The sequence below is a fragment of the Armatimonas rosea genome (genome assembly GCF_014202505.1).
Taxonomy (GTDB): domain Bacteria; phylum Armatimonadota; class Armatimonadia; order Armatimonadales; family Armatimonadaceae; genus Armatimonas; species Armatimonas rosea.
Genome location: NZ_JACHGW010000001.1, coordinates 501,991 through 521,922, shown reverse-complemented (window position 1 = coordinate 521,922; position 19,932 = coordinate 501,991). Strand labels below are relative to the sequence as shown.

The 19,932-nt window shown below is 63.7% G+C and carries 14 protein-coding genes; 6 read left to right on the top strand and 8 right to left on the bottom strand.

All coding sequences use genetic code 11. The features are described 5' to 3' along the window. Position 1: 1 nt before the first annotated feature. The 7 genes from rplA to HNQ39_RS02240 form a co-directional block, all read right to left on the bottom strand. Positions 2-724, bottom strand: coding sequence for a 50S ribosomal protein L1 (rplA, locus tag HNQ39_RS02270; protein ID WP_184192333.1), 723 nt, complete (start codon positions 722-724; stop codon positions 2-4). A gap of 11 nt (positions 725-735) precedes the next feature. After that, entirely contained in the window at positions 736-1,161 is a 426-nt protein-coding gene (gene rplK, locus HNQ39_RS02265; protein ID WP_184192332.1) for a 50S ribosomal protein L11, read from the bottom strand. A 98-nt stretch (positions 1,162-1,259) separates the two neighbouring features. Beyond that, entirely contained in the window at positions 1,260-1,790 is a 531-nt protein-coding gene (gene nusG, locus HNQ39_RS02260; protein WP_184192331.1) for a transcription termination/antitermination protein NusG, read from the bottom strand. A gap of 21 nt (positions 1,791-1,811) precedes the next feature. Further along, complete coding sequence (gene secE / locus HNQ39_RS02255; protein WP_184192330.1) at positions 1,812-2,057, bottom strand: preprotein translocase subunit SecE; 246 nt, start codon at positions 2,055-2,057, stop codon at positions 1,812-1,814. 225 nt (positions 2,058-2,282) lie between these two features. Further along, entirely contained in the window at positions 2,283-2,780 is a 498-nt protein-coding gene (locus HNQ39_RS02250) for an RNA polymerase sigma factor (protein WP_184192329.1), read from the bottom strand. Positions 2,781-2,863: 83 nt separating this feature from the next. Then, positions 2,864-4,312, bottom strand: a complete 1,449-nt coding sequence (locus HNQ39_RS02245) for a glutamate synthase small subunit (RefSeq protein WP_184192328.1) — start codon at positions 4,310-4,312, stop codon at positions 2,864-2,866. A gap of 76 nt (positions 4,313-4,388) precedes the next feature. Beyond that, positions 4,389-5,639 carry a hypothetical protein gene (locus HNQ39_RS02240; protein ID WP_184192327.1) on the bottom strand — a complete coding sequence of 417 codons (1,251 nt, stop codon included), beginning with the start codon at positions 5,637-5,639 and terminating at the stop codon, positions 4,389-4,391. 245 nt (positions 5,640-5,884) lie between these two features. On the opposite strand from HNQ39_RS02240, the gene HNQ39_RS02235 reads away from it, so the two are divergent. Genes HNQ39_RS02235 through HNQ39_RS02210 form a run of 6 tightly spaced genes read left to right on the top strand, consistent with a single transcriptional unit; the run spans position 5,885 to position 17,603 of the window. Then, positions 5,885-6,700, top strand: coding sequence for a CHAD domain-containing protein (locus HNQ39_RS02235; protein ID WP_184192326.1), 816 nt, complete (start codon positions 5,885-5,887; stop codon positions 6,698-6,700). 14 nt (positions 6,701-6,714) lie between these two features. Next, on the top strand, positions 6,715-7,428 hold the full coding sequence (locus HNQ39_RS02230) for a metallophosphoesterase (protein ID WP_184192325.1): 714 nt from the start codon (positions 6,715-6,717) through the stop codon (positions 7,426-7,428). Positions 7,429-7,436: 8 nt separating this feature from the next. Next, positions 7,437-8,765, top strand: a complete 1,329-nt coding sequence (locus HNQ39_RS02225; protein WP_184192324.1) for an MFS transporter — start codon at positions 7,437-7,439, stop codon at positions 8,763-8,765. Between the two features lie 18 nt (positions 8,766-8,783). After that, on the top strand, positions 8,784-11,477 hold the full coding sequence (locus tag HNQ39_RS02220) for an adenylate/guanylate cyclase domain-containing protein (protein ID WP_184192323.1): 2,694 nt from the start codon (positions 8,784-8,786) through the stop codon (positions 11,475-11,477). Positions 11,478-11,509: 32 nt separating this feature from the next. Further along, complete coding sequence (locus tag HNQ39_RS02215) at positions 11,510-14,416, top strand: CHAT domain-containing tetratricopeptide repeat protein (RefSeq protein WP_184192322.1); 2,907 nt, start codon at positions 11,510-11,512, stop codon at positions 14,414-14,416. Between the two features lie 34 nt (positions 14,417-14,450). Next, positions 14,451-17,603, top strand: coding sequence for a CHAT domain-containing tetratricopeptide repeat protein (locus HNQ39_RS02210; protein WP_184192321.1), 3,153 nt, complete (start codon positions 14,451-14,453; stop codon positions 17,601-17,603). Here HNQ39_RS02210 and HNQ39_RS02205 read toward each other — a convergent pair. Next, positions 17,584-19,809: a glycosyl hydrolase gene (locus tag HNQ39_RS02205; RefSeq protein WP_184192320.1), complete on the bottom strand. Its 2,226-nt coding sequence runs from the start codon at positions 19,807-19,809 to the stop codon at positions 17,584-17,586. The two genes, HNQ39_RS02210 and HNQ39_RS02205, sit on opposite strands and share 20 nt — an antisense overlap. Positions 19,810-19,932 lie beyond the last annotated feature (123 nt).

Below are 19,932 nucleotides of genomic sequence, written 5' to 3'. Positions count from 1 at the left end.
CCTACTTGTCGGCGCCGCGCTGTGCGACTGCCACATCGACACTGACCCCCGGTCCCATCGACGAGGAGACGGTGATCTTCTGGATGTAGCGGCCCTTGGAGCTGGAGGGCTTGGCCTTGATCAGGGTTCCGACCAAGACAGACAGGTTCTCCTGGAGCTGCTCGGCGGGGAAGCTGGCCTTGCCGATCGGGGCATGGATGATTCCGCCCTTGTCCACACGGTAGGCAACGCGGGTCGCCTTCTTGATCGCGGTGACAACCTTGGCGACATCCGTGGTCACGGTGCCAGACTTGGGGTTGGGCATGCGGGCCGCCAGCAGACGACCGAGCTTACCGACCGCGGGCATCATGTCCGGGGTGGCCACGAGGACGTCGAAGTCGCGCCAGCCGTTCTGAATCTTGGTGATCAGCTCCTCGGCACCCACTTCATCGGCTCCAGCAGCGGTCGCGGCCTCGGCGTTGGCCCCCTTGGCGAAGACAGCCACTTTCTGGCTCTTACCCGTGCCGTGGGGCAGGTCGGTGGTACCACGAACCATCTGGTCGCCCTGGCGAGGATCGACCCCGAGGTTGATGGCGACATCGATGGTCGAGTCAAACTTGGTGGAGGAGGTTGCCTTCACCAGCTCAAGCGCGGCGAGCGGCTCGTAGACAGCGGCCTTGTCGACCTTGGCTACCTCAGCCTTGTAGCGCGCAGAGACGATATGCTTTCGATCTTGTTTTCGCATTGATTTCTCCGTTAGTCCGTGATCGTCACGCCCATGGAGCGCGCTGTGCCTTCGATAATCCGCATGGCGGCATCCAGATCATTGGTGTTGAGGTCGGGGAGCTTCTTCTCCGCGATCTCCTTGAGCTGGCCCTTGGTGATGGAGCCCACCTTGACGGTGTTGGGCTTGCCAGAACCGGAGGGGACGCCCGCTGCCTTCTTGAGCAGGTCCGAGGCAGGCGGGGTCTTGGTCTCGTAGACAAACGAGCGATCATCGTAGATGGTGATCACGACAGGGACGATCGAGCCCACCATGTCGGCGGTCTTCGCGTTGTAGCCCTTGATGAACTCCATCATGTTGATTCCGTACCCACCAAGGGCCGGACCAACGGGAGGCGCAGGGGTTGCTTTTCCTGCATTGAGCGCCAGCTTAACGACGCCCACTACTTTTTTAGCCATTTTTTCTTCTCCGTAGTTTTAGCGGCAGGTTTTTAGTGAGGTCTGCCTCCTACTTTAGCAAGCCCCCTCGCTCCCATGAATGGGGGAAGGGGGGCTAACTAAATCTTTTCGATCTGGTTGAAGTCCAGCTCGACCGGCGTGTCGCGACCAAAGAGGGAGATCATGACCTTGACCTTCTCTTTTTGATCGTTGACCTCCTCGATCTTGCCGGTGAAGTCCGCAAACGGTCCGGAGTTGACCCGCACCACCTGGTTCTTCTCCCAGATCTTCTTGGGCCGCGAGGCCGCGTTGTTGGGATCGAGGGCATCGAGGATATCGCGCACCTCTTTGTCCTGGAGCGGGACGGGCTTGTTTCCCGACGAAACAAAGCCGGTGACTCCCGTGGTGCTCTTGATGAGGTACCAGGTGTCGTCGTCCAGAACCATGTCGATCAGCACGTAGCCTGGAAAGACCTTGCGCTTGTACTCTGTCTTCTTACCGCCGCGGTTGCGGGTCTCGGTATCCGTAGGCACGAGGATGCGGAAAAGCTTCTGCCGGAGCCCCATTGTCTCCGCGCGCTTCTCAATGGTCATCTTGACCTTCATCTCGTGGCCCGAATAGGTATGGACCGCGTACCAGTGTCGCTGCATCGTGCTGTCCTTTAAAACTTCCTACTTATGCGGCAGCACACGCTCGGCGAGCTGCGTCAAAATTGAGTCGAGTCCACCGCAGTAGAGCGCGACTACGGCAATGAGCAATAAGACGATCTGGGTCATCTTGATCATCTCGGGGCGGCTGGGCCAGTGGGTCTGGGGGGACTTCAGCTCGTGCTGGACTCCCTTCAGGTACTCCTGAACTCCCTGCCGAGGAGCCTTTTTCTTCGGCTCGGCTTGTTGCTGTGCGGTTGTGCTTGCCATTGTTTCTTCCCTAGTGTCCTGCGGGCAACAAAAAGCAGGGTACCGTGAAGGTGCCCTGCATCTGTGCAGATTATCACGTTTTCTAGTACCTGTCAAACAGATAAAAGAGTTCCCTGTCGCCGCTTCGCGCCATCTCCCCGCGCCTTAGAGCGCGACCCTCTTCCCCCGGGTGCCCTCCGGGCGGCTCCTTCGTCGCGGGAAGAGGGACTTAGGGGATGATGTCCCCTACGCCAGCGCGAGCTGCTTTTGTACCATCTTGCGGGCGCGGTGGATGCGGGCCTTGACGGTCGCCATGGGCAGGCCGGTGCGTTCGACAATCTCGTTGTAGCTCAGCTCGGCGAGGGTGAGCAGCAGGACATCGCGGTAGCCTGCCGGGAGGGTCTGCACAGCGTCCAAGACCGTCGTGGCCTCGACACCGTCGATGGCGCGCTTCTCCGGGCCGACAAACTCACGGGTGGACTCCCACTCCGCGATCTCGTAGGTGCCCTCACGGTCGCGGCGCTTGCGCTGGATTTTATGGAGGAAGATGCTCCGCAGGATGCAGCGCAGCCACGCCAGGGTGGCGTCCTGGGTGCGCAGCTGGTGAAAGCGGGTGTAGGCACGTAGCAGGGTGTCCTGCACTAGGTCCTGCGCATCTGCCGTGTCGTGCGTCAGGTGCAGTGCAAAGCGCATCAGGTTCTCGCGGTGGGGCAAGACCGCACTCTCAAAACTCGCTGTCCTCATGATGTCTCTATTCTAGGCGACACCACGAGGTTCCCGCATCGGGCGCAGGGTGGATTTTGCGGAGGGCGTATCCGTCTGTAGACCTACTTCACGCTCGTGCGCGGCAGCTTGGAGACCCCCATCAGGTACTGATCCACGCCATGCGCGGCCTCGCGGCCCTCGGCGATGGCCCAGACAATCAGGCTCTGGCCCCGGCGCGAGTCGCCTGCGGCAAAGACCGCGGGGACATTGACGGACATGTAGTCCTCGTCGGTCTTGACATTGCCGCGCTGGTCGAGCTCCAGCCCAAACTGCGTCAGGAGCGTGCGCTCCGGGCCGTTGTAGCCGATCGCGATCAGCACCAGGTCGGCGGGGAAGACGGTCTCGGAGCCGGGGACGGCAACCACGCGGCGGCCACCCTCCGCGCGCTCGATCCGCTCCACCTGGACCGCGTGCAGGGACTTGACATTGCCGTTCTCATCGCCCTCGAAGTGGGTCGTGTGGATGCCCCAGGCGCGCTCGCCGCCCTCCTCGTGGGCGGGGCCGTTCTTGAGGATGTGCGCGGGCTGCGGCCACCAGGGGTTGAGCTCGGGCATGTCGAGAGGCGGCTCGGGGTGGATCTGGAACTGGGTCACCGAGGCCGCGCCCTGCCGGAGCGCCGTGCCGTAGCAGTCCGCGCCCGTGTCGCCGCCGCCGATAATCACCACGTGCTTGCCCGCCGCATCGATCACCGGGATTTCGTCGCCGGCGTTGCGCTTGTTCTGGGGCACGAGGTAGTCCATCGCGTAGTGCACCCCATTTAGCTCGACACCGGGCAGCTCCAGGATGCGCGGCGCCAGCGCGCCCGTGCAGAGCAGGACCGCATCGAAGTCCCGGCGCAGCTCGGTGACCGTCACGTTCTCCCCGACAGTGGCGTTGGTGCAGAAGATAATCCCCTCTTCCTCCAGCTGGGCGAGGCGGCGGTCGAGCACGGCCTTGTCCATCTTGAAGTCCGGGATTCCGTAGCGCATCAGCCCCCCGAGGCGGTCGTCGCGCTCGAACACCGTCACCCAGTGCCCCGCACGATTCAGCTGCTGCGCCGCCGCCAGCCCCGCCGGGCCACTGCCGATAATGGCGACCCGCTTGCCCGTGCGGCTCTGCGGGGGCTCCGCGACCACCCAGCCCTCGTCGAAGCCATGGTCGATAATGCGCTGCTCAACCGTCTTGATGGTCACGGCCTTGTCGTTGATCGCCAGGACGCAGGCATCCTCACAGGGCGCGGGGCAGAGCCGGCCGGTGAACTCGGGGAAGTTGTTGGTGGCGTGGAGTGCGGTGAGCGCCTCGCGCCAGCGGCCGCGGTAGACCAGGTCGTTCCAGTCCGGGATGAGGTTTCCTAGGGGACAGCCGCTGTGACAGAACGGGACGCCGCAGTCCATGCAGCGGGACGCCTGGGCGCGCAGCTTCTCCGGGGCCATCGGAAGGTAGACCTCCGACCAGTCCTTTACCCGCTCCCCCACGGCGCGCTTTTTCGGCGCTTCCCGTGTCAGACTCAAAAACGCTCTGCTGTCACCCATTTTCCTGCTCCACAAAACCCTTTTCGTGGCGCCGGTGCCAGCGTAGTGCACGGCATTTTATCACAAGCCCAACCCACTAGAACGTATTGACCCCATCCACCAGATCGCCCTCATCGTCGATGTTTAAGACACGCCCTCGCGCCACGCTACTCCGACCGGGCTCCGTGGGCACGCCCGCACGACCGCCGTCGTCATCGCCATCCGGGCCCACACTGTAGAACACGGTCTTGCCACCATCTTTTTTCCACTTGAGCGGCTGATCTTGTCCCAGCGGATCGGTGAGACGTGGATCGGGCTTCCCGGTAAGCTGGAAGGTAAGGCGCGCCCGGAGCAGGTTCGCCTCGGTGCGGTTGCGTGCCACGACAAACTGAGTTTGCCAAAAAGCGGGTTTCAGAATCTCATTGATCGGATCGCTATTCGGATCGCTCCCATGGGGCTCCCGTGCCGTGCCCACGGCTTTTCGATACGGCTGCTTGACGATCGCGATGAGCTTGGCGTAGTAGCGGTCATTGTTATCTGCGGCCAAGCGCTTGGGCGTGAGCATCAGCCGCCAGCTCAGCCAGCGGTTCTCATTGGTGGGATCCATCCCTAAGCTCTTGGCGAGCTCCCCAGGCCCCATCTTTGCCAGATCACGGATGGTTTTCTGGCTCCACAGGTGCTCCACTTCAAATGTCTCCGCCAGTGGCCAACGCCGGGTATCGAGCCGATCCAGCCGCTCTAGCGTGGCTTTGAGAGTTGCGGCATCGAGCTTGGGAGCGACATCGGCGAGCGCCTTGCGCCCGATCCCCTCGCAGGCGATTCCCACCAGCATCCCGATCAGCGAGCTGCCGCGGGGAATCTTCACGCCCAGCGCGATCGCATCGGTGGCGCAGCGGGCGGCCTCGGGGTAGTTGCCCAGGTCGGCGTAGGTGTGCGACGCAAACGCGAGCATCCGTGCCAGCTCCCGATCCTCGGCGTACTCGGGGAAGGTCTGGGTCATGTCGTAGGTGAGGGGCTGCTGGTACTCCTGCTCCAGCGCCGCCCGAACCGTCGCAATCGCACGCGCATTGGCGGCGAGGAGCGCCTTTCGGTCCTCTAGCGGCTGGACATACTTGCCCTCCCGCGGGGCAGTCTCCGCCTCGCCTTGCTTGCCAATCTCCTGCGTCTTAGCGACTCGCAGGGTATCGTGGGCATTGGGAACCGGCATGACGCGCTGGGGCAAGACCAGCGGCGGGATCTCATTGAGGCGGGCATTGATCGCCACCCCGGCCAGCACCAGCGACGGCACGATAACACCGATGGCGACCAAGGCGCGCTCGGAGGTCGAAAAACGTTTGTCTGTACTCATGGGGAGAATAACGCAGAGCGGCGTGGATTGGTTACGGTCTCGGCCGAGGAACGATTTAGGCCCGAAGAACGAGTCTTCGGGCTTAAAAGGGCTACGGGCACCTTCGTGCCCAGTGTATTGGTTTGGCTTCGCCTCGTATGATTGGCTGCGAAGGCAGCCGTCGTCTTCTCAAGCCCGGACACTCGTTGTCCGGGCAAATCTGTCCGGGCCTCTGTGTTGTCCGGGCACACACGGTACACTGCGCTATGGAACCCATCACGACACTTATCGAGCGCCTGACCGCCGCACTGCCCCTGGCACTGAAGGGCGATCCGGTCGCGCTGAAGAAGGCCCGCACCACCGGGCGCCGTCTGCGGGTTGTCCTTCCCCTCTCCACGGCTGCTCTCCCCAAGAAGCTCCGCCTGCGCCTGCTCGACAACACCAAGACCCTCACCCGTGCGCTGGGCTCGGTGCGGGACCTGGATGCCCAGCAGGAGCTCTTGACCCAGGCCGCACTCACCGCAACGGAACCAGAGCGCGTCGGGCTGGCGTTTGCGGGAAAGGTCCTGCAAAAGCGGCGACGGCAAGCGCTCAAGCGGGTCTGCCGCCGCGATGCCGCCCGTGACTGGCTCAAGTGCGCCGAGCAGGTTCAAGGAGTTCCCGCCCTCGCCCCCGACAGCGAGCCCGCCGCCACCCACGCCGAGGTCCACACCGCCGCACAGCTCGTCCTCGCCTTCGACACGCCCATCCGCGACCCCAAAAATATCGCCGAGCTCCACGACCTGCGGATCGCCGTCAAGCGCCTGCGCTTCACCGTCAGCCGCGTCCCCGAGACCCAAAAGGCCCTCAAGACCACGGTCGCGGAGCTGCAAACGATTCTGGGGACGGTCCACGACCTCGATATCCTGCGCCTCTGGCTCCGCAGCCTGCTCCAGGAGAAAAAGCGCCGCCTGCGCCCCAGCCGGAGCCAGCGCACGAGCCTCACCGCCCTGCGCCAGCGCTTCCAGACCGAGCGCGGCGCGGCCTACCTCGCGTTCCGGGAGCAGTGGGAAGCCGCTCTGCCGACGCTTCAGGGGCTTTGACCGTATACTAGGCCATGGCATCGGTCTGGGCAATTGGCGATATTCATGGGATGGCCGCGCGGCTGGACACGCTCCTGGCGGCGCTCCCACGGGGGCCGGAGGACGTGACAGTCTTTCTGGGCGATGCGATCGACCGTGGCCCGGACTCACGCGGGGTGGTGAACCGCCTGCTGGCCGAGTACGATGCCGCACCGGAGCGCACGGTCTTGCTCTGGGGCAACCACGAGGACATGGCGTCGGCCTACCTCACCGGAAAGCATCCCTGCCGCATCGCCTACGATGACTACGACTGGTTTCGCAACGGGGGGATCGAGACCATGCACAGCTGGGAGCGCGATCCCCCCGCCTGCTTTGCGCGCGAGTGCCCCGATGACCTGGCCCGCTACTTCTCGCTCCTCAAGACCTACTGGAAAGCCCCCACCGAGCGCTTCCCCGAGCTGGCGCACTGCGTGTGGGTGCACGCCGGCACCGAGCGCGGCAAGCCCGTCGAAGACACTCACCCTGATACTCTCCTCTGGATTCGCTGGGAGTTTTTAGAGTACGCCGACCGCTCGGGGCGACTCACGATCCACGGCCACACCCCGACAACGGAGCCTGATGTCTCCGCATGGCAGATAGGGATCGACACGGGTGCGTGCCGCAGCGGCCCCCTCACCGCCCTGCAAATGCCCGAGCGCCACATCTACCAAGCCCTCCCCGACCAGACCACCCGCGATTTTCCGCTATAATGCCCGGCATGGATGGACGACGGCGTTTTCTGGACATGAACGGCTACCAGTGGACCGTGCTCTTTGCCGCGTGGCTGGGGTGGGGCTTTGATATCTTTGATGGGCTGCTCTACGCCCTCGTGGCGGATAAGGCGATCCCGGTGCTGCTCGGCCAAGCCATTGGCAGCCCGGAGGCCAAGGCGTCGGTGCCGTACTGGAACGGGATCATGGGCTCGCTCCTGCTGATCTTCTGGGCGATTGGCGGCGTGCTCTTTGGGCGCATCACCGACAAGCTCGGGCGCACGAAGACGCTACTCCTCACCATGCTGCTCTACTCCGTGGGGACGGCGATGTGCGCGCTGGCACCCAATATCTGGGTGCTGCTCCTCTGCCGGGTCTTTGTGGCCTTTGGGATCGGCGGCGAGTGGGCGGCGGGTGCGGCGATGGTGGCCGAGGTGGTCCCCGAGAAGCGCCGTGTCGAGGCCGGAGCGCTGCTCTACACATCGGCACCCCTGGGCCTGCTCGCCGCGGATGCCATGCGCTTCTATATTGTTGGGGGCCTGCTCAAAGACAGCCCCGAGACCAGCTGGCGCTGGGTCTTTGCCTGCGGTTTGTTGCCTGCGATTGTCGCCTTTGTGATCCGCATGTTCATCAAGGAGCCCGAGAAGTGGCAGGAAGTGGCGGGCGAGAAGAAGAGCCCCACGATTCGCGAGCTCTTCACCCCCGAGCTGCGCCGCGCGACCCTCGGCGGGATGGCGATGGCCCTGGTCGCGCTCCTCACCTGGTGGAGCTGTAACACGTTTGCATCGGTGATCGCCTCGCAGATGGCGGGAGCACAGGCCAAGCTCCAGGGCCTCGACAAGCCCGCCACCCAGGCGCTGGTCGAGAGCTGGAAGTCGATCGCCCTGGTGAGCTTCTGCGCCGGCGGGCTGATCGGGACCCTGCTCACCGTGCCGGTCGCCAAGCTCATGGGCCGCCGGGCGATGTTTGCGATCTACTTTGTCTTGGGCGCGGCCAGCATTATCGGCACCTTTGCCTTCCCCTGGACCGGCGCGACCCGGCTCTACGGCTACTTCCCGATCGGCCTGACCGTCTTTGGCGTTTTCGGCAGCTTTACCTACTACCTCCCCGAGCTCTTCCCGACCCGCCTGCGGGGCACGGGCGCAGGCTTTACCTACAATATCGGGCGCATTATCGCCGCCGCCGGGCCGTTTCTGGTCGGGGTGATCGCACAGCAGGGGCTGGATGCCGCCTTCCGCGCCCTCGTGATTGTCGGCTGCGTCCCCCTTGTCGGGCTATTCTTGCTCCCTTTTATTGTCGAGACCAAGGGCCGCTCGCTGGAAACGCTCGACGAATAGCCTATAATAGGGGCACCCATGAGCCAGCCTGGTGATCCCCCGCCGTTTTCCTCAGGGACACTGACCTTTCTCTTCACCGATATCGAGGGCAGTACCCGCCTCTGGGAGGCCTTCCCCCAGGAGATGGGGGCCGCGCTCGCGCGCCACGACACCCTCCTGCGTGGGATCGTCCAAGAGGGAGGCGGGTACCTCTTCAAGACAGTCGGGGATGCCTTCTGCGTCGCCTTCGACGATGCCACGCGTGCTGTCCTGACCGCGTCCAAGGCACAGCAGGTCCTCGGGGCCGAGCCGTGGCCGGAGAGCACCCCGCTCAAGGTGCGGATGGCGCTCCACACGGGCGCGGTCGAGAGCCGGGACAACGACTACTTTGGCCCGCCCCTCAACCGGATCGCGCGGCTCCTCTCCACCGCCCACGGAGGCCAGACCCTCCTCTCCCAGAGCACCGCACAGCTGGTCCTAGGCACCCTCACCGGCCCCGAGTCGCTCCGTGACCTGGGTATCCACCAGCTCAAGGACCTCACCAGCCCCGAGCATGTCTACCAGCTGGAGCACCCGGAGCTCACGGCGAGCTTCCCCCCGATCAAGTCGCTCTCCACCCACCTCAACAACCTCCCCCAGCAGGTGACCCAGTTTATCGGGCGAGAGCGTGAGACGGTCGCGGTGCGCGAGCTCCTCCAGCAGACACGCCTCCTAACCCTCACGGGCGCGGGTGGAACCGGCAAGACCCGCCTCGCGCTTCAGGTCGCCGCGGAGCTTCTAGAGCGCTTCCCCGATGGCATCTGGTTCGTGGAGCTCGCCCCGCTCGACACCGCCTGCCAGGTGGTCCAAGCGCTCGCAAGCACGATCGGCGCAAAGGAGCAATCCGACCTCCCGCTGGAGCTCGCCCTGACCATAGCGCTCAAAGAGAAACAGCTCCTTATACTCCTTGATAACTGTGAGCACTTGATCGATGCCACCGCGAAGCTGGCGGAGACCCTGGTGCGCCAGTGTGCCGGTGTCCAGATCCTGGCCAGCAGCCGCGAGGCCCTCGGGGTGCTGGGAGAGCAGACCTACCGCGTCCCCTCGCTCTCGCTCCCGGACCGCCACCGCCCCCAGACCCCGGAGGCACTCGCACAGTTTGAGGCCGTGCAGCTCTTCCTGGACCGTGCCCGGCTCACACGCCCGGACTTTCAGATCACGGCGCAGAACGCCAAGGCGCTCGCCTCGCTCTGCTGCCGCCTCGACGGCATCCCCCTGGCGCTGGAGCTCTCCGCGGCACGCCTGCGCTCACTCTCGGTGGAGGAGATCGATGCCAAGCTCAACCAGCGCTTCCGCCTGCTCACGGGGGGCTCGCGGACCGCACTACCCCGCCAGCAGACCCTGCGCGCCCTGATCGACTGGAGCTACGACCTGCTCAACGACCAAGAAAAGGCGCTCCTACACCGCCTCTCTGTCTTTAGCGGGGGCTGGACACTCCCCGCGGCGGAGGCGGTCTGTGCAGGCGATGCTATCGAGGACTGGGAGGTGCTGGATCTCCTCACGTCGCTGGTCGATAAGAACCTGGCGGTCGCGGACCAGGCGGAGGCCCATACCCGCTACCGGCTCTCGGAGACGGTCCGAGAGTATGCGACCGAGAAGCTGGCGGCACACCCCGACGATGCCCAGGCGACTTCTCAGCGGCATGCGGCGTTCTTCCTGAGTCTGGCGCAGGTGCAGCTCCAGAAGCTCCGAGACGCCGAAGAGGCCGAGGCACTCGAAGCCCTCACCAAAGAGGGAGCCAACCTCCGGGTCGCGCTGGAGGCGGCTCAGACTCTGGGGGATAGCCTTCTCCTGGGGGAGCTGGCCCTTGCCAATGGCATCCTGCACCAGCGCCACGGCTTCCTCCACGAGGCGGTCGAGGCGATCGAGCTCGGGCTAGGGGCCGCCGTACCCGCTCCCCTGCGTGCCAAGCTCCTCCTGGAGCGCGCGGGCCTCCACGCGGACTTTAACCAGCCCGACGGCACCCGCCGGTGCATTCACGAGGCGCTGGCGATCAGCACGCGCCTCCAAGACGCGCTCGGGGTGGCACACGCCCAGAACCTCCTGGGCCAGGCCGCGATGCAGGAGCGGGACTACCCAGACGCGCACACGCAGTTCCTGGCGGCTCTGGCAAGCTTCGAGGCCGCCGGCGATCAAGTGGGGGTGGCGATTGTCCAGAACAACCTGGGGGTGACCCTGCGCCGCGACCGCTCCGGTGCCCCCGAGGACTGGGAGGCGCGGGCTACCCAAGCCGAGCAACACCTCACCGAGGCCCTCCGGCTCCGCCACGCGCTCCAGGACCGCCGGGGCCTCGCAGAGACGCTCAATAACCTTGGGGTGCTGGCCTTTGAGCGCCAGGAGTGGGAGAAGGCCAATCGCTACTACCGCGAGGCGGTCCCCCACTACGAGTCTCTTCGCAATACCCTCGGGCTGGGCTTTATGCTCGCCAACCTCGGGGAGGTGGCGGAGAGCCAGCGGGACTTCCGCAAGGCAGTCCGGCTCTATCTTGGCTCAATCCTACTCCTGGAACAAGTACGCTCCCCCCTCGCCCAAGAGATCGAGGCGTGGCTCACCCGCGCCGCCACCGCGGGCACCCTCCCCAGCTCCGAGCTCGCCACGCTCCGCCGCGAGGCAAGCCTCCTCTCCCCCGAGGCGCAGCGCGGCTGGGCCCTCAGCGAGGAGAACTCCACAGCCCCACTGTCGCATAGTTCATAGTCTATCTTCGAGCGTGCAGGTATCATCCTGGCATGACTCTTAATCGCAATAGCATGCAGCAAGTCTTGGAGAAGGCAGCTCCTGAGGTCATGGAGCTTGTGCGGCAGGCGCAGCAAGCGAACTCCGCGGGAGACCCCGAGAAAGCCCTACAGCTCTACTCCCAAGCCATCGAAAAAGCGCGGATGCTTAAGGACCGGATCGGGGAGGCCGGTAGCCTCTACATCACCGCCGGAATCTACCGCCGCCAGGGCCAGACCGCGAAGGCGATCGAGTACTACCAGCAGGCCATCCCCCTCTACCACGAGCTAGGCTCCCTGCGGCAAGAGGGCGTGAGCCTCAACTTCCTGGGCCTGCTCTACGTCGAGCAGAACGATCCGAAAAAGTCCCAAGAGTCCTTTGAGGGTGCCCTGCGTGTCCACCGCGCCAACAAGGATGCCAAGGGGGAGGCGATGGCCCTGAGCAACCTTGGGGTGCTGGCGAACATGATCGGCCAGCCGCTCAAGGCGCTGGAGTACCTGGAGCAGTCCCTGCCCCCCACCCGCGCCCTCGGCGACACGGCCCGGGAGGCGGAGATTCTGAGCAAGCTGGGCGATGTCTACCAGGCACTGAGCCAGCCGCAGAAGGCCCTGGAGTTCTACCTCAAGGCCCTGCCCACTCTGGAGACGCTCAAAAACAAGACAACACTGGCCCAGACCGCCAACAACCTCGGTAACCTCTACGACATGCTCGGGCAGCCACAGAAGGCCCTGGAGTTCTACCAGCGTGCCCTCCCCCTGTTTCGTGCGGCCGGGGAGAAGCACAACGAGGCCAATGTCCTCAACAACATGGCCATTCTCCACAAGACGCAGGGCCAGCCTCAGCGAGCGCAGGAGCTCTTTGGGCAAGCGGGGACGCTCTACCGGGCGCTGGGCAACAAGGTAGGGGAGGCGACCGTCCTCCACAACCAGGCAGATAGCTACCTGAAGCAGGGCCAGCCGCAGAAGGCACTCGCCGCCTTCCAGCAGGCGCTCACACTCTTTCAGGCCCTCCGCTACCGTAGCGGGGAGGGGAAGACCCTCACCAGTGTCGGCAAGGCCTATAGTGCGCTCCAGCAGCCCCAAAAGGCCCTCCCCTACCTCCAACAAGCGCTTGCGATCCACCGTGAGACAGGCGAGCGTACGGGGGAGATCAGCGCCCTCAGCCAGCTCGCCCTCACCGACGAGCAGCTGAAGCGTCCCGCCAGCGCGGAGGCGCACTACGCCCAGGCCATCGAGTCGCTAGAGCGGCTCCGCACCCGGCTCGGGGGGCTGACCGAGGCCAAGTCGACCGTCCTGGCAGGCACCCTGGAGATCTACTACCGCTACCTGCAGCTCCTGCTGGCGCAGGGCAAGGAGGCGCGTGCCTTCGAGGTCGCCCAGCAGACCAAGGCACGCTCGCTCCTCGACCTCATGGCCGCGGGACGAGTCGATCTGAGCGCCGAGCTCCAGCCCGACGAGCGCCAAAAACTCCAGGCCCTCCGCGAGAGAGCGGATACGCTGAACCAGCAGATGGTCAAGGAGGGAGTCGAGAACGAGGTGGGCGCGAAGCAGCGCTACGCCGCGCTCAAGCAGGAGCTCCAAAAGACCGAGAGCCAGCTCCAGACCCTCACCGATACCCTCTACGCCACCCATCCGCGGCTTGCGCAGGCTCAGGCCGCCAAGACCGTCACTCTGTCCGGGCTCGCCACGCTCCTCCCCCCCGACACGGCCTTACTGGAGTATGTCGTGCTCTCCGAAAAGACACTGGCGCTCTTTGTCGCGACGCACCGTGGGGTCAAGGCACTCACCCTGCCGCTTAGCTACCCCAAGCTCGTCACCCAAGCCGCAACATTTCGCGCCGCCTGCGCCGACCCGCGCAAGGACTACAAACCGCTCGCCACGGAGCTTCACAAGCTCCTGCTTACTCCGGCAGCAAAGCAGCTCACGGGCGTCAAGCGCCTCGTCATCTGCCCCGACGGAGCGCTCTGGGATGTCCCGTTTCAAGCTCTGCTCACCGGAGGCCAGTTCCTCGCACAGCGCTACGAGATTTCCTACGCCTACTCCGCAACAGGCGCACAGGCCGCACTGACCACTAAAGCCAAACGCAAGCAACCCACGCAAACCCTACTCGCAATCGCAAACCCAGACTTCGGCTCAACCAAGCGCTTCGGCGACCTCGATAACCTGCCAGGGCAACGTCCCATTGATACTCCGAGTCGCCCCATCGACACACCATCACGGCCCATTGATACGCCGAGCAGACCTATTGATACACCGTCTAGGCCTATCGATTCACCGTCTAGGCCTATCGATTCACCCTCTCGTCCCATTGACTCTCCATCACGCGCTTTTGACATCGTCTCACGGGGCAAGGCCATTGTCGCACTTCCGGGCACACAGCGCGAAGCCGATGCACTCAAGCGGCTCTTTCCCAGCGCAACCCTGATGACGGGCAGCGCGGCACAGGAAAGCACCGCAAAGGCAGAAGCAACGAAATTCCGTTTTCTGCACTTTGCGACCCACGGCTTCTTCAACGATGCCTCTCCCTTGCTCTCTTCCCTCGTGCTGGCACAGCCAAGCGCGGGCAGCAAAGACGATGGCTTTCTCACAGCACGGGAGATCTTCGACTTGGACTTGTCAGCGGAAATGGTTGTGTTGTCCGCGTGTAACACGGCGCGGGGCGTTCAGCGAACCGGGGATGGCGTGATTGGCCTCACCTGGGCGCTCTTTGTCGCAGGCTGCCCGACCCAAGTCGTGAGCCAGTGGGCCGTGGACGATGCCAGCACAGCGACACTCATGGCGGGATTCTACGGCAACTTAGCCACCAAGAAACAGGGCAAGGGGGCGGCATTGCGGCAGGCATCGCTCGCGCTCCTGCAGAATCCAAAGCACGCGCATCCCTACTACTGGGCACCCTTTGTCCTCATGGGCGACTGGAGATAGCCGTTAGCACCCCCATGTTATAATTCCGCTTGAGATGACTTCCATCCCAGCACAGACAAAACCCAACCCCGAGGTCCAGGCCTTGCTGGATCGCGCCCTGGATGCCCAGCGCCAGCGCAACTTCCCTGAGGCACTACGCCTCTTGCAGAGTGCTCTCACCCAAGCACGCTCCCAAAAAGATCGCTCCAGCGAGGTGGTCACCCTCAGCTATCTTGGCTTTGTCCTGATGAACCAAGGCCGTCCTCAAGAGGCGGAGGACAACTACCAGAAAGCGCTCACGCTCTACCAAGAACGCAAAGACCGAGCAGGCGAGGCCAACACGCTCGGAAATCTGGGGATCCTCTCACTCAACCAGGGGCTTTTTCCCAAGGCGCTGGCGTACTACCAGCAGGTTCTCCCCCTCTTCCGCGACCTCGGTAATAAGAATGGCGAAGGGGCCACCCTCACCAATATCGGGATTGTCTATACCCAGCTTGGAAAGCCGGACAAGGCGTTGGAAACCTACCTGCAAGCCCTGCCTGTCCACCAAGCGACGGGCAACAAGAACTTCGAGGCCAACACGCTGGGCAATATCAGCAATCTCTACTCCACCCTTGGGGAGCCCGCGAAGGCACTGAAGTATCTGGAGCAGACCATTGCCCTGAAGAAATCTATCGGCGACACCGAGAGTGAGGGGGATATCCAGAGGCTCTTGGGCGAGATCTACTCGGAAGCAGGCCAGCCCTTGAAGGCGCTAGAGGCGTTCGAGAAAGCGCTGGTGCTCTGCCGTACCCGTAGCAACCTCTACGGCGAGGCGGCGTCCCTCCATGGCCTCGCTACCCTCCAGAGCGCCCTTGGCCAGTTCCCACAGGCCCTCAGCAACTTCCAGCAGTCCCTCCTGCTTCACCGAGGGATCGGGGACAAGAGCGGCGAGGCCAACACTGTCCAAGGAATCGGCAATGTCTACCTGCGACTCAGCCAGCCCGCTAAGGCAAAAGAGTTCTTTGGGCAAGCCCTCACGCTCTATCAGGCCATCCAGCAACGCAGTGGCGAGGCCAACACCCTCAACTCGCTCGGGACGCTCCATCAGGCCCTCGGGGAACACGCCGCTGCCCTCCGCACCTACGAGAAAGCCCTCACGGTCTACCGAGCGATGGGTAGCAAAAACGGCGAGGGCAATACGCTTCGGAATATCGGGGCGACCTACCACGCACAAGCCAACTTTGCCAAAGCCCGCACCTACTTCGAGAGCGCCCTTCGGCTCCTTCGAGCAAGTGGTCGCACGGCGCTTGAGGCTGATGTCCTCGCTAGCCTGGGCGCGGTTGCGGCCAATACAAAACAAGTGGAGAAGGCTCTCACTCTCCTGGAGCAGGCACGTAACCTCTATCAGTCCGTGGGCAGCCGAAAAGGAGAGGCAGATGTGCTCTATACTCTCGGGATTGTCTTGCGCAACTCACGAAAGTACTCCCAAGCCCTCCCCTACTTCCAGAAGGCCGTGGCCTTCTACGAGAGCCAGCGCACCCAGCTCGGTGGCTACACGGAGGCCAAGAGCGCCCTCCTCACGGCAAACCTTACCGCCTACTACCACTACTTGGAGCTACTCTTGCACCTTCGCCAAGGGGAGGAGGCCTTTGCACTGGCACAGAAGACCAAGGCGCGGGGTTTGCTAGACCTACTGGCGGCGGGCCGGGTGGAGCTAAGTGGCTCACTAACTCCCGAGGAGCGGGCACAAGAGCAGGATCTCAAACAACAAGCTAACTTTATCAACGCTCAGATGGTGAGAGAAGGGGTAGAGAACGAGGTCGGGGCGAAGAAGCGCTACGCCGCACTGAAAGAAGAGCTGATCAAAACCGAGCGTGCCCTCCAAACCCTCACTGACACACTCTACTCCCGTCATCCCGAGTTCGCCCAAAAACGTGCCGCCAAGACGGCAAACCTCGCCGATATTGCCAAACTCCTTCCGGTCGACACGGCACTTCTGGACTACATTGTGCTGAGTCAAGAGAAGCTGGCCCTCTTCGTTGTCACCTCAAAAGGAGTAAACGCATTTATCCTCCCCATTGTCTACAAGAGCTTGGTCAGTAAGGCGACGGCCCTTCGCTCCGCCTGTGCCGACCCGCGCAAGGACTACAAACCGCTCGCCACCGAGCTCCACAAGCTCCTGCTCGCCCCGGCTGCAAAGCAGCTCACGGGCGTCAAGCGCCTCGTCATCTGCCCCGACGGAGCGCTCTGGGATGTCCCGTTTCAAGCCTTGCTCATGAACGGCCAGTTCCTCGCACAGCGCTACGAGATTTCCTACGCCTACTCCGCAACCGGCGTCCAAGCCGCGCTGACGGTGAAGGCAGATCGAAAGCAACCCACGCAAACCCTACTCGCAATCGCCAACCCAGACTTCGGCTCAACCAAGCGCTTCGGCGATCTGGACAATCTACCCGGACAAAGGCCTATCGACACGCCAAGCCGTCCCATTGATACACCAAGCCGTCCGATCGACACCCCCTCCCGGCCGATAGATACGCCAAGTCGGCCCATCGACACACCGTCGCGGCCTATCGATACTCCCTCCCGGCCCATCGACACACCAAGCAGACCCATTGACTCTCCCTCCCGTGCTTTCGATAGCGTCTCACGGGGCAAGGCCATTGTCGCACTTCCGGGCACACAACGAGAGGCCGATGCCCTCAAGAAGCTCTTCCCAACCGCAACTCTCATGACCGGCAGCGCGGCGCAAGAAGGCAGAGCAAAGCTGGAAGCCAGCAAGTACAAGTACTTGCACTTTGCGACGCACGGCTTCTTCAATGATGCAAGCCCACTTCTCTCTTCCCTCGTGCTGGCACAACCGAGCTCGGGCAGCAAGGACGATGGCTTTCTCACAGCACGGGAGATCTTCGACTTGGACTTGTCAGCGGAAATGGTTGTGTTGTCCGCGTGTAACACAGCGCGGGGCGTTCAGCGAACCGGGGATGGCGTGATTGGCCTCACCTGGGCGCTCTTTGTCGCAGGCTGCCCGACACAAGTGGTGAGCCAGTGGGCCGTGGACGATGCCAGCACGGCGACACTCATGGCGGGATTCTACAGCAACTTAGCCACCAAGAAACAGGGCAAGGGTGCGGCATTGCGGCAGGCGGCGCTCACGCTCCTGCAGAGCCAAAAGCACGCACACCCGTACTACTGGGCACCCTTTGTCCTCATGGGCGACTGGAGATAGTCAGCCCCGCTTTCTTCGTGGTGACAACCTTACCATCGGAGAAGGTGATTTTTCGCGGCTGCGCCGTGGGGCTGTAGACCACGTAGGTGCGCTGGGTGCCTTTCTTGAAGACGCCATAGAGCGGCGTGTCGGCAGTCACGCTCGTCTCCACCTGGCCGACCTTGTTGAGGAAATGCACCCAGTGGTAGAAGTTGGCGCGGGAGTTGCCCTGCTCGATCTCCTGGGTCTCGAAGTTGCAGCTTGCCAGCGCCGCCGCGGGGTCGGCGAGGGCCTGGTACATCAGGATCACATCGCCCCAGCCGCCCCAGTTCTTGCCCGTGCGCGGGGGCTTGCTCGGATCGAACTTGGGGTCTTTCTTATCGTGGGCGACACGCTCGGCGGCGAGGCTTGTCAGGTTCTCCTTGATGTAGGTGGGGTGGGTCCCCAGGTAGAGCGAGCCGCTCTGCACCGGGAGCAGGTTGATACCGTGCATGTGGATCGGGTCGCCGGAGAACCAGGTGGCAAAGACCGCCTTCGCCCCCCAGACCATCGACGCCAGCGAGCGGGTGAAGGCCTTGGGGTAGAGCTTGTTGACATCGAACCAGTAGGTATCGATCGCGTCCTTCTCTGTCACGTAGAGAAAGATCCCCGTGTCGCGGAGCTTCTTATCGCCCATGAGCTCCCCCCAGAGGATCATCCCGGTCCAGGCGTTCATGGCCTCCGACGACGACTCATTATTATTGCCATCGGCGAAGTCGCCCTTGCCATCGGCCCAGGTGTGGCCCTCGTAGAGGTCGAAGTTGCGCAAGAAGGGGAACAGGGGATCGTCGCGGTCCGGGTTGGCGCAGTCGCGGATAAGGAGCTTGACCATCCCGCCCCACCTCTCGGGCGCGGCCCACTGCGGCTCCTGGCGCGCCAGCTCGGCGGCGGCGCGGATAAAGTAGCCGTAGTGGAAATGATGGTCGTTGAGCGCCTCATCGCTGCCATACGACGCCGGGTAGCCGATCAGGGTCCCCCAGGGCTTGTTGTAGTAGAACAGCCCCTTGGTCTTGCCCGGTCTTGCCGTAAAGTAGTCCTCCAGGAGCGCCTTGAGCCGGGGCTTAAACTGCTGGTTGGCCGCCTGATCGCCCGTGGCATCGGCGAGGGCGGCGAGGGTGGCGAGCTTTCCGAGGAACTTGCCGGTCCAGTAGGTATCGACCAGCTCGGGCTTGTAGCCGGCCGCATCGGTGTCGAGGTACTTCGTGAGTGTCGCCTTGTCGTAAGTCCCTAGATCCGGGAGCTGGGGCAGGACCCCGTGGAAGGGCACGGTCGTGGTAAAGCCCGTTCCGGCTGCCAGCTTGAGGACACCGCGGGCGCACTGGTAGGTATGGCCCGTGAGGGGATCGCGGCTCCGCTGGTACTGGTGCGGCAGGAGCGCGTAGAGCGTCCCCGGCGCCCCCCCCTCGTAGGACTTCACGGTCAAGGTATAGCGTGTCGTGACCTTGCTCGCCTTCTCGTCGTAGCTCCAAGACGCCTTTGAGTCCGTGACATGGTTGTGCGCGTATCTCGCAAAGAGTGCTAGTGTCTCGGGGTTGCTATCAGGAAGCAGCGCCACCGAGAAGTACGACTTGCCCCCGCTCTTGCAGGTAAGCTGCGCCGTCCCCACCCCCTCCCAGACACAGCCACTTGGGCCAAAGAGGGCGTAGGCGCGGCCCTGGACACGCACCCCCAGCACGGCGCTCTTGCTGTCGCCCGCAAAGACCGTCGGGGGGCTCGCAAAGCGAAAGGTCGGGTCGCCGCCCTCGAGCTTGCCGTAGACAAAGGGGGAGCCGTGGCCAAAGGTCAGGTGGAGCTGGGGGCCAAAGGCCGCCGTCACAAACCAGTCGCTCCAGCTCTCGACACGGGCATCGGGGAAGGTGGGGTGTGCGGAGTGGCCGATCGTGAGGTCATGCGGCTCGGGCTGGATCGCCGTGAAGATCCCCTCGGGGTTGGCGGTGTAGCCGACTCCGGGGTAGTAGAGGCGCAGACCCCTTGCCCCCGCCTGGAGACCGAGCGGGTGGGGGAACATCTGGTTGGAGAACGGGAGAAACGCCAGCGAGCTCCACCAGTCGTTGGTGGGCACGGGGCGCTTGACCGAGGCCGTCACAAAGGGAGCCACTCCCGGCTCCTTGGCACCGGGGGGTAGCACGGTCGTGTAGCTTCCTGCCCCGACCGGGACAATCGCGGGGCTAAAGCGTTGTTTCTTCATTACCTGTCAGATTCGCGTTCCAAACGGGGATGACCTTCTCGGTTTGGTCGCCCCCGTTGGAGGGGGGCGTCTCGCCCCCATAAACGGGGGCGTCTTGCTGTCGTCGCAGGCTCCGACACGAAG

Excerpts from the sequence above, each read along its gene's own strand:
- rplA (WP_184192333.1), bottom strand. The coding sequence starts at position 724 with ATGCGAAAACAAGATCGAAAGCATATCGTCTCTGCGCGCTACAAGGCT.
- HNQ39_RS02240 (WP_184192327.1), bottom strand. The coding sequence starts at position 5,639 with ATGAGTACAGACAAACGTTTTTCGACCTCCGAGCGCGCCTTGGTCGCC.
- HNQ39_RS02220 (WP_184192323.1), top strand. The coding sequence starts at position 8,784 with ATGAGCCAGCCTGGTGATCCCCCGCCGTTTTCCTCAGGGACACTGACC.
- HNQ39_RS02210 (WP_184192321.1), top strand. The coding sequence starts at position 14,451 with ATGACTTCCATCCCAGCACAGACAAAACCCAACCCCGAGGTCCAGGCC.
- nusG (WP_184192331.1), bottom strand. The coding sequence starts at position 1,790 with ATGCAGCGACACTGGTACGCGGTCCATACCTATTCGGGCCACGAGATG.
- HNQ39_RS02225 (WP_184192324.1), top strand. The coding sequence starts at position 7,437 with ATGGATGGACGACGGCGTTTTCTGGACATGAACGGCTACCAGTGGACC.
- HNQ39_RS02235 (WP_184192326.1), top strand. The coding sequence starts at position 5,885 with ATGGAACCCATCACGACACTTATCGAGCGCCTGACCGCCGCACTGCCC.
- HNQ39_RS02230 (WP_184192325.1), top strand. The coding sequence starts at position 6,715 with ATGGCATCGGTCTGGGCAATTGGCGATATTCATGGGATGGCCGCGCGG.
- HNQ39_RS02245 (WP_184192328.1), bottom strand. The coding sequence starts at position 4,312 with ATGGGTGACAGCAGAGCGTTTTTGAGTCTGACACGGGAAGCGCCGAAA.
- HNQ39_RS02215 (WP_184192322.1), top strand. The coding sequence starts at position 11,510 with ATGACTCTTAATCGCAATAGCATGCAGCAAGTCTTGGAGAAGGCAGCT.
- secE (WP_184192330.1), bottom strand. The coding sequence starts at position 2,057 with ATGGCAAGCACAACCGCACAGCAACAAGCCGAGCCGAAGAAAAAGGCT.
- HNQ39_RS02205 (WP_184192320.1), bottom strand. The coding sequence starts at position 19,809 with ATGAAGAAACAACGCTTTAGCCCCGCGATTGTCCCGGTCGGGGCAGGA.
- HNQ39_RS02250 (WP_184192329.1), bottom strand. The coding sequence starts at position 2,780 with ATGAGGACAGCGAGTTTTGAGAGTGCGGTCTTGCCCCACCGCGAGAAC.
- rplK (WP_184192332.1), bottom strand. The coding sequence starts at position 1,161 with ATGGCTAAAAAAGTAGTGGGCGTCGTTAAGCTGGCGCTCAATGCAGGA.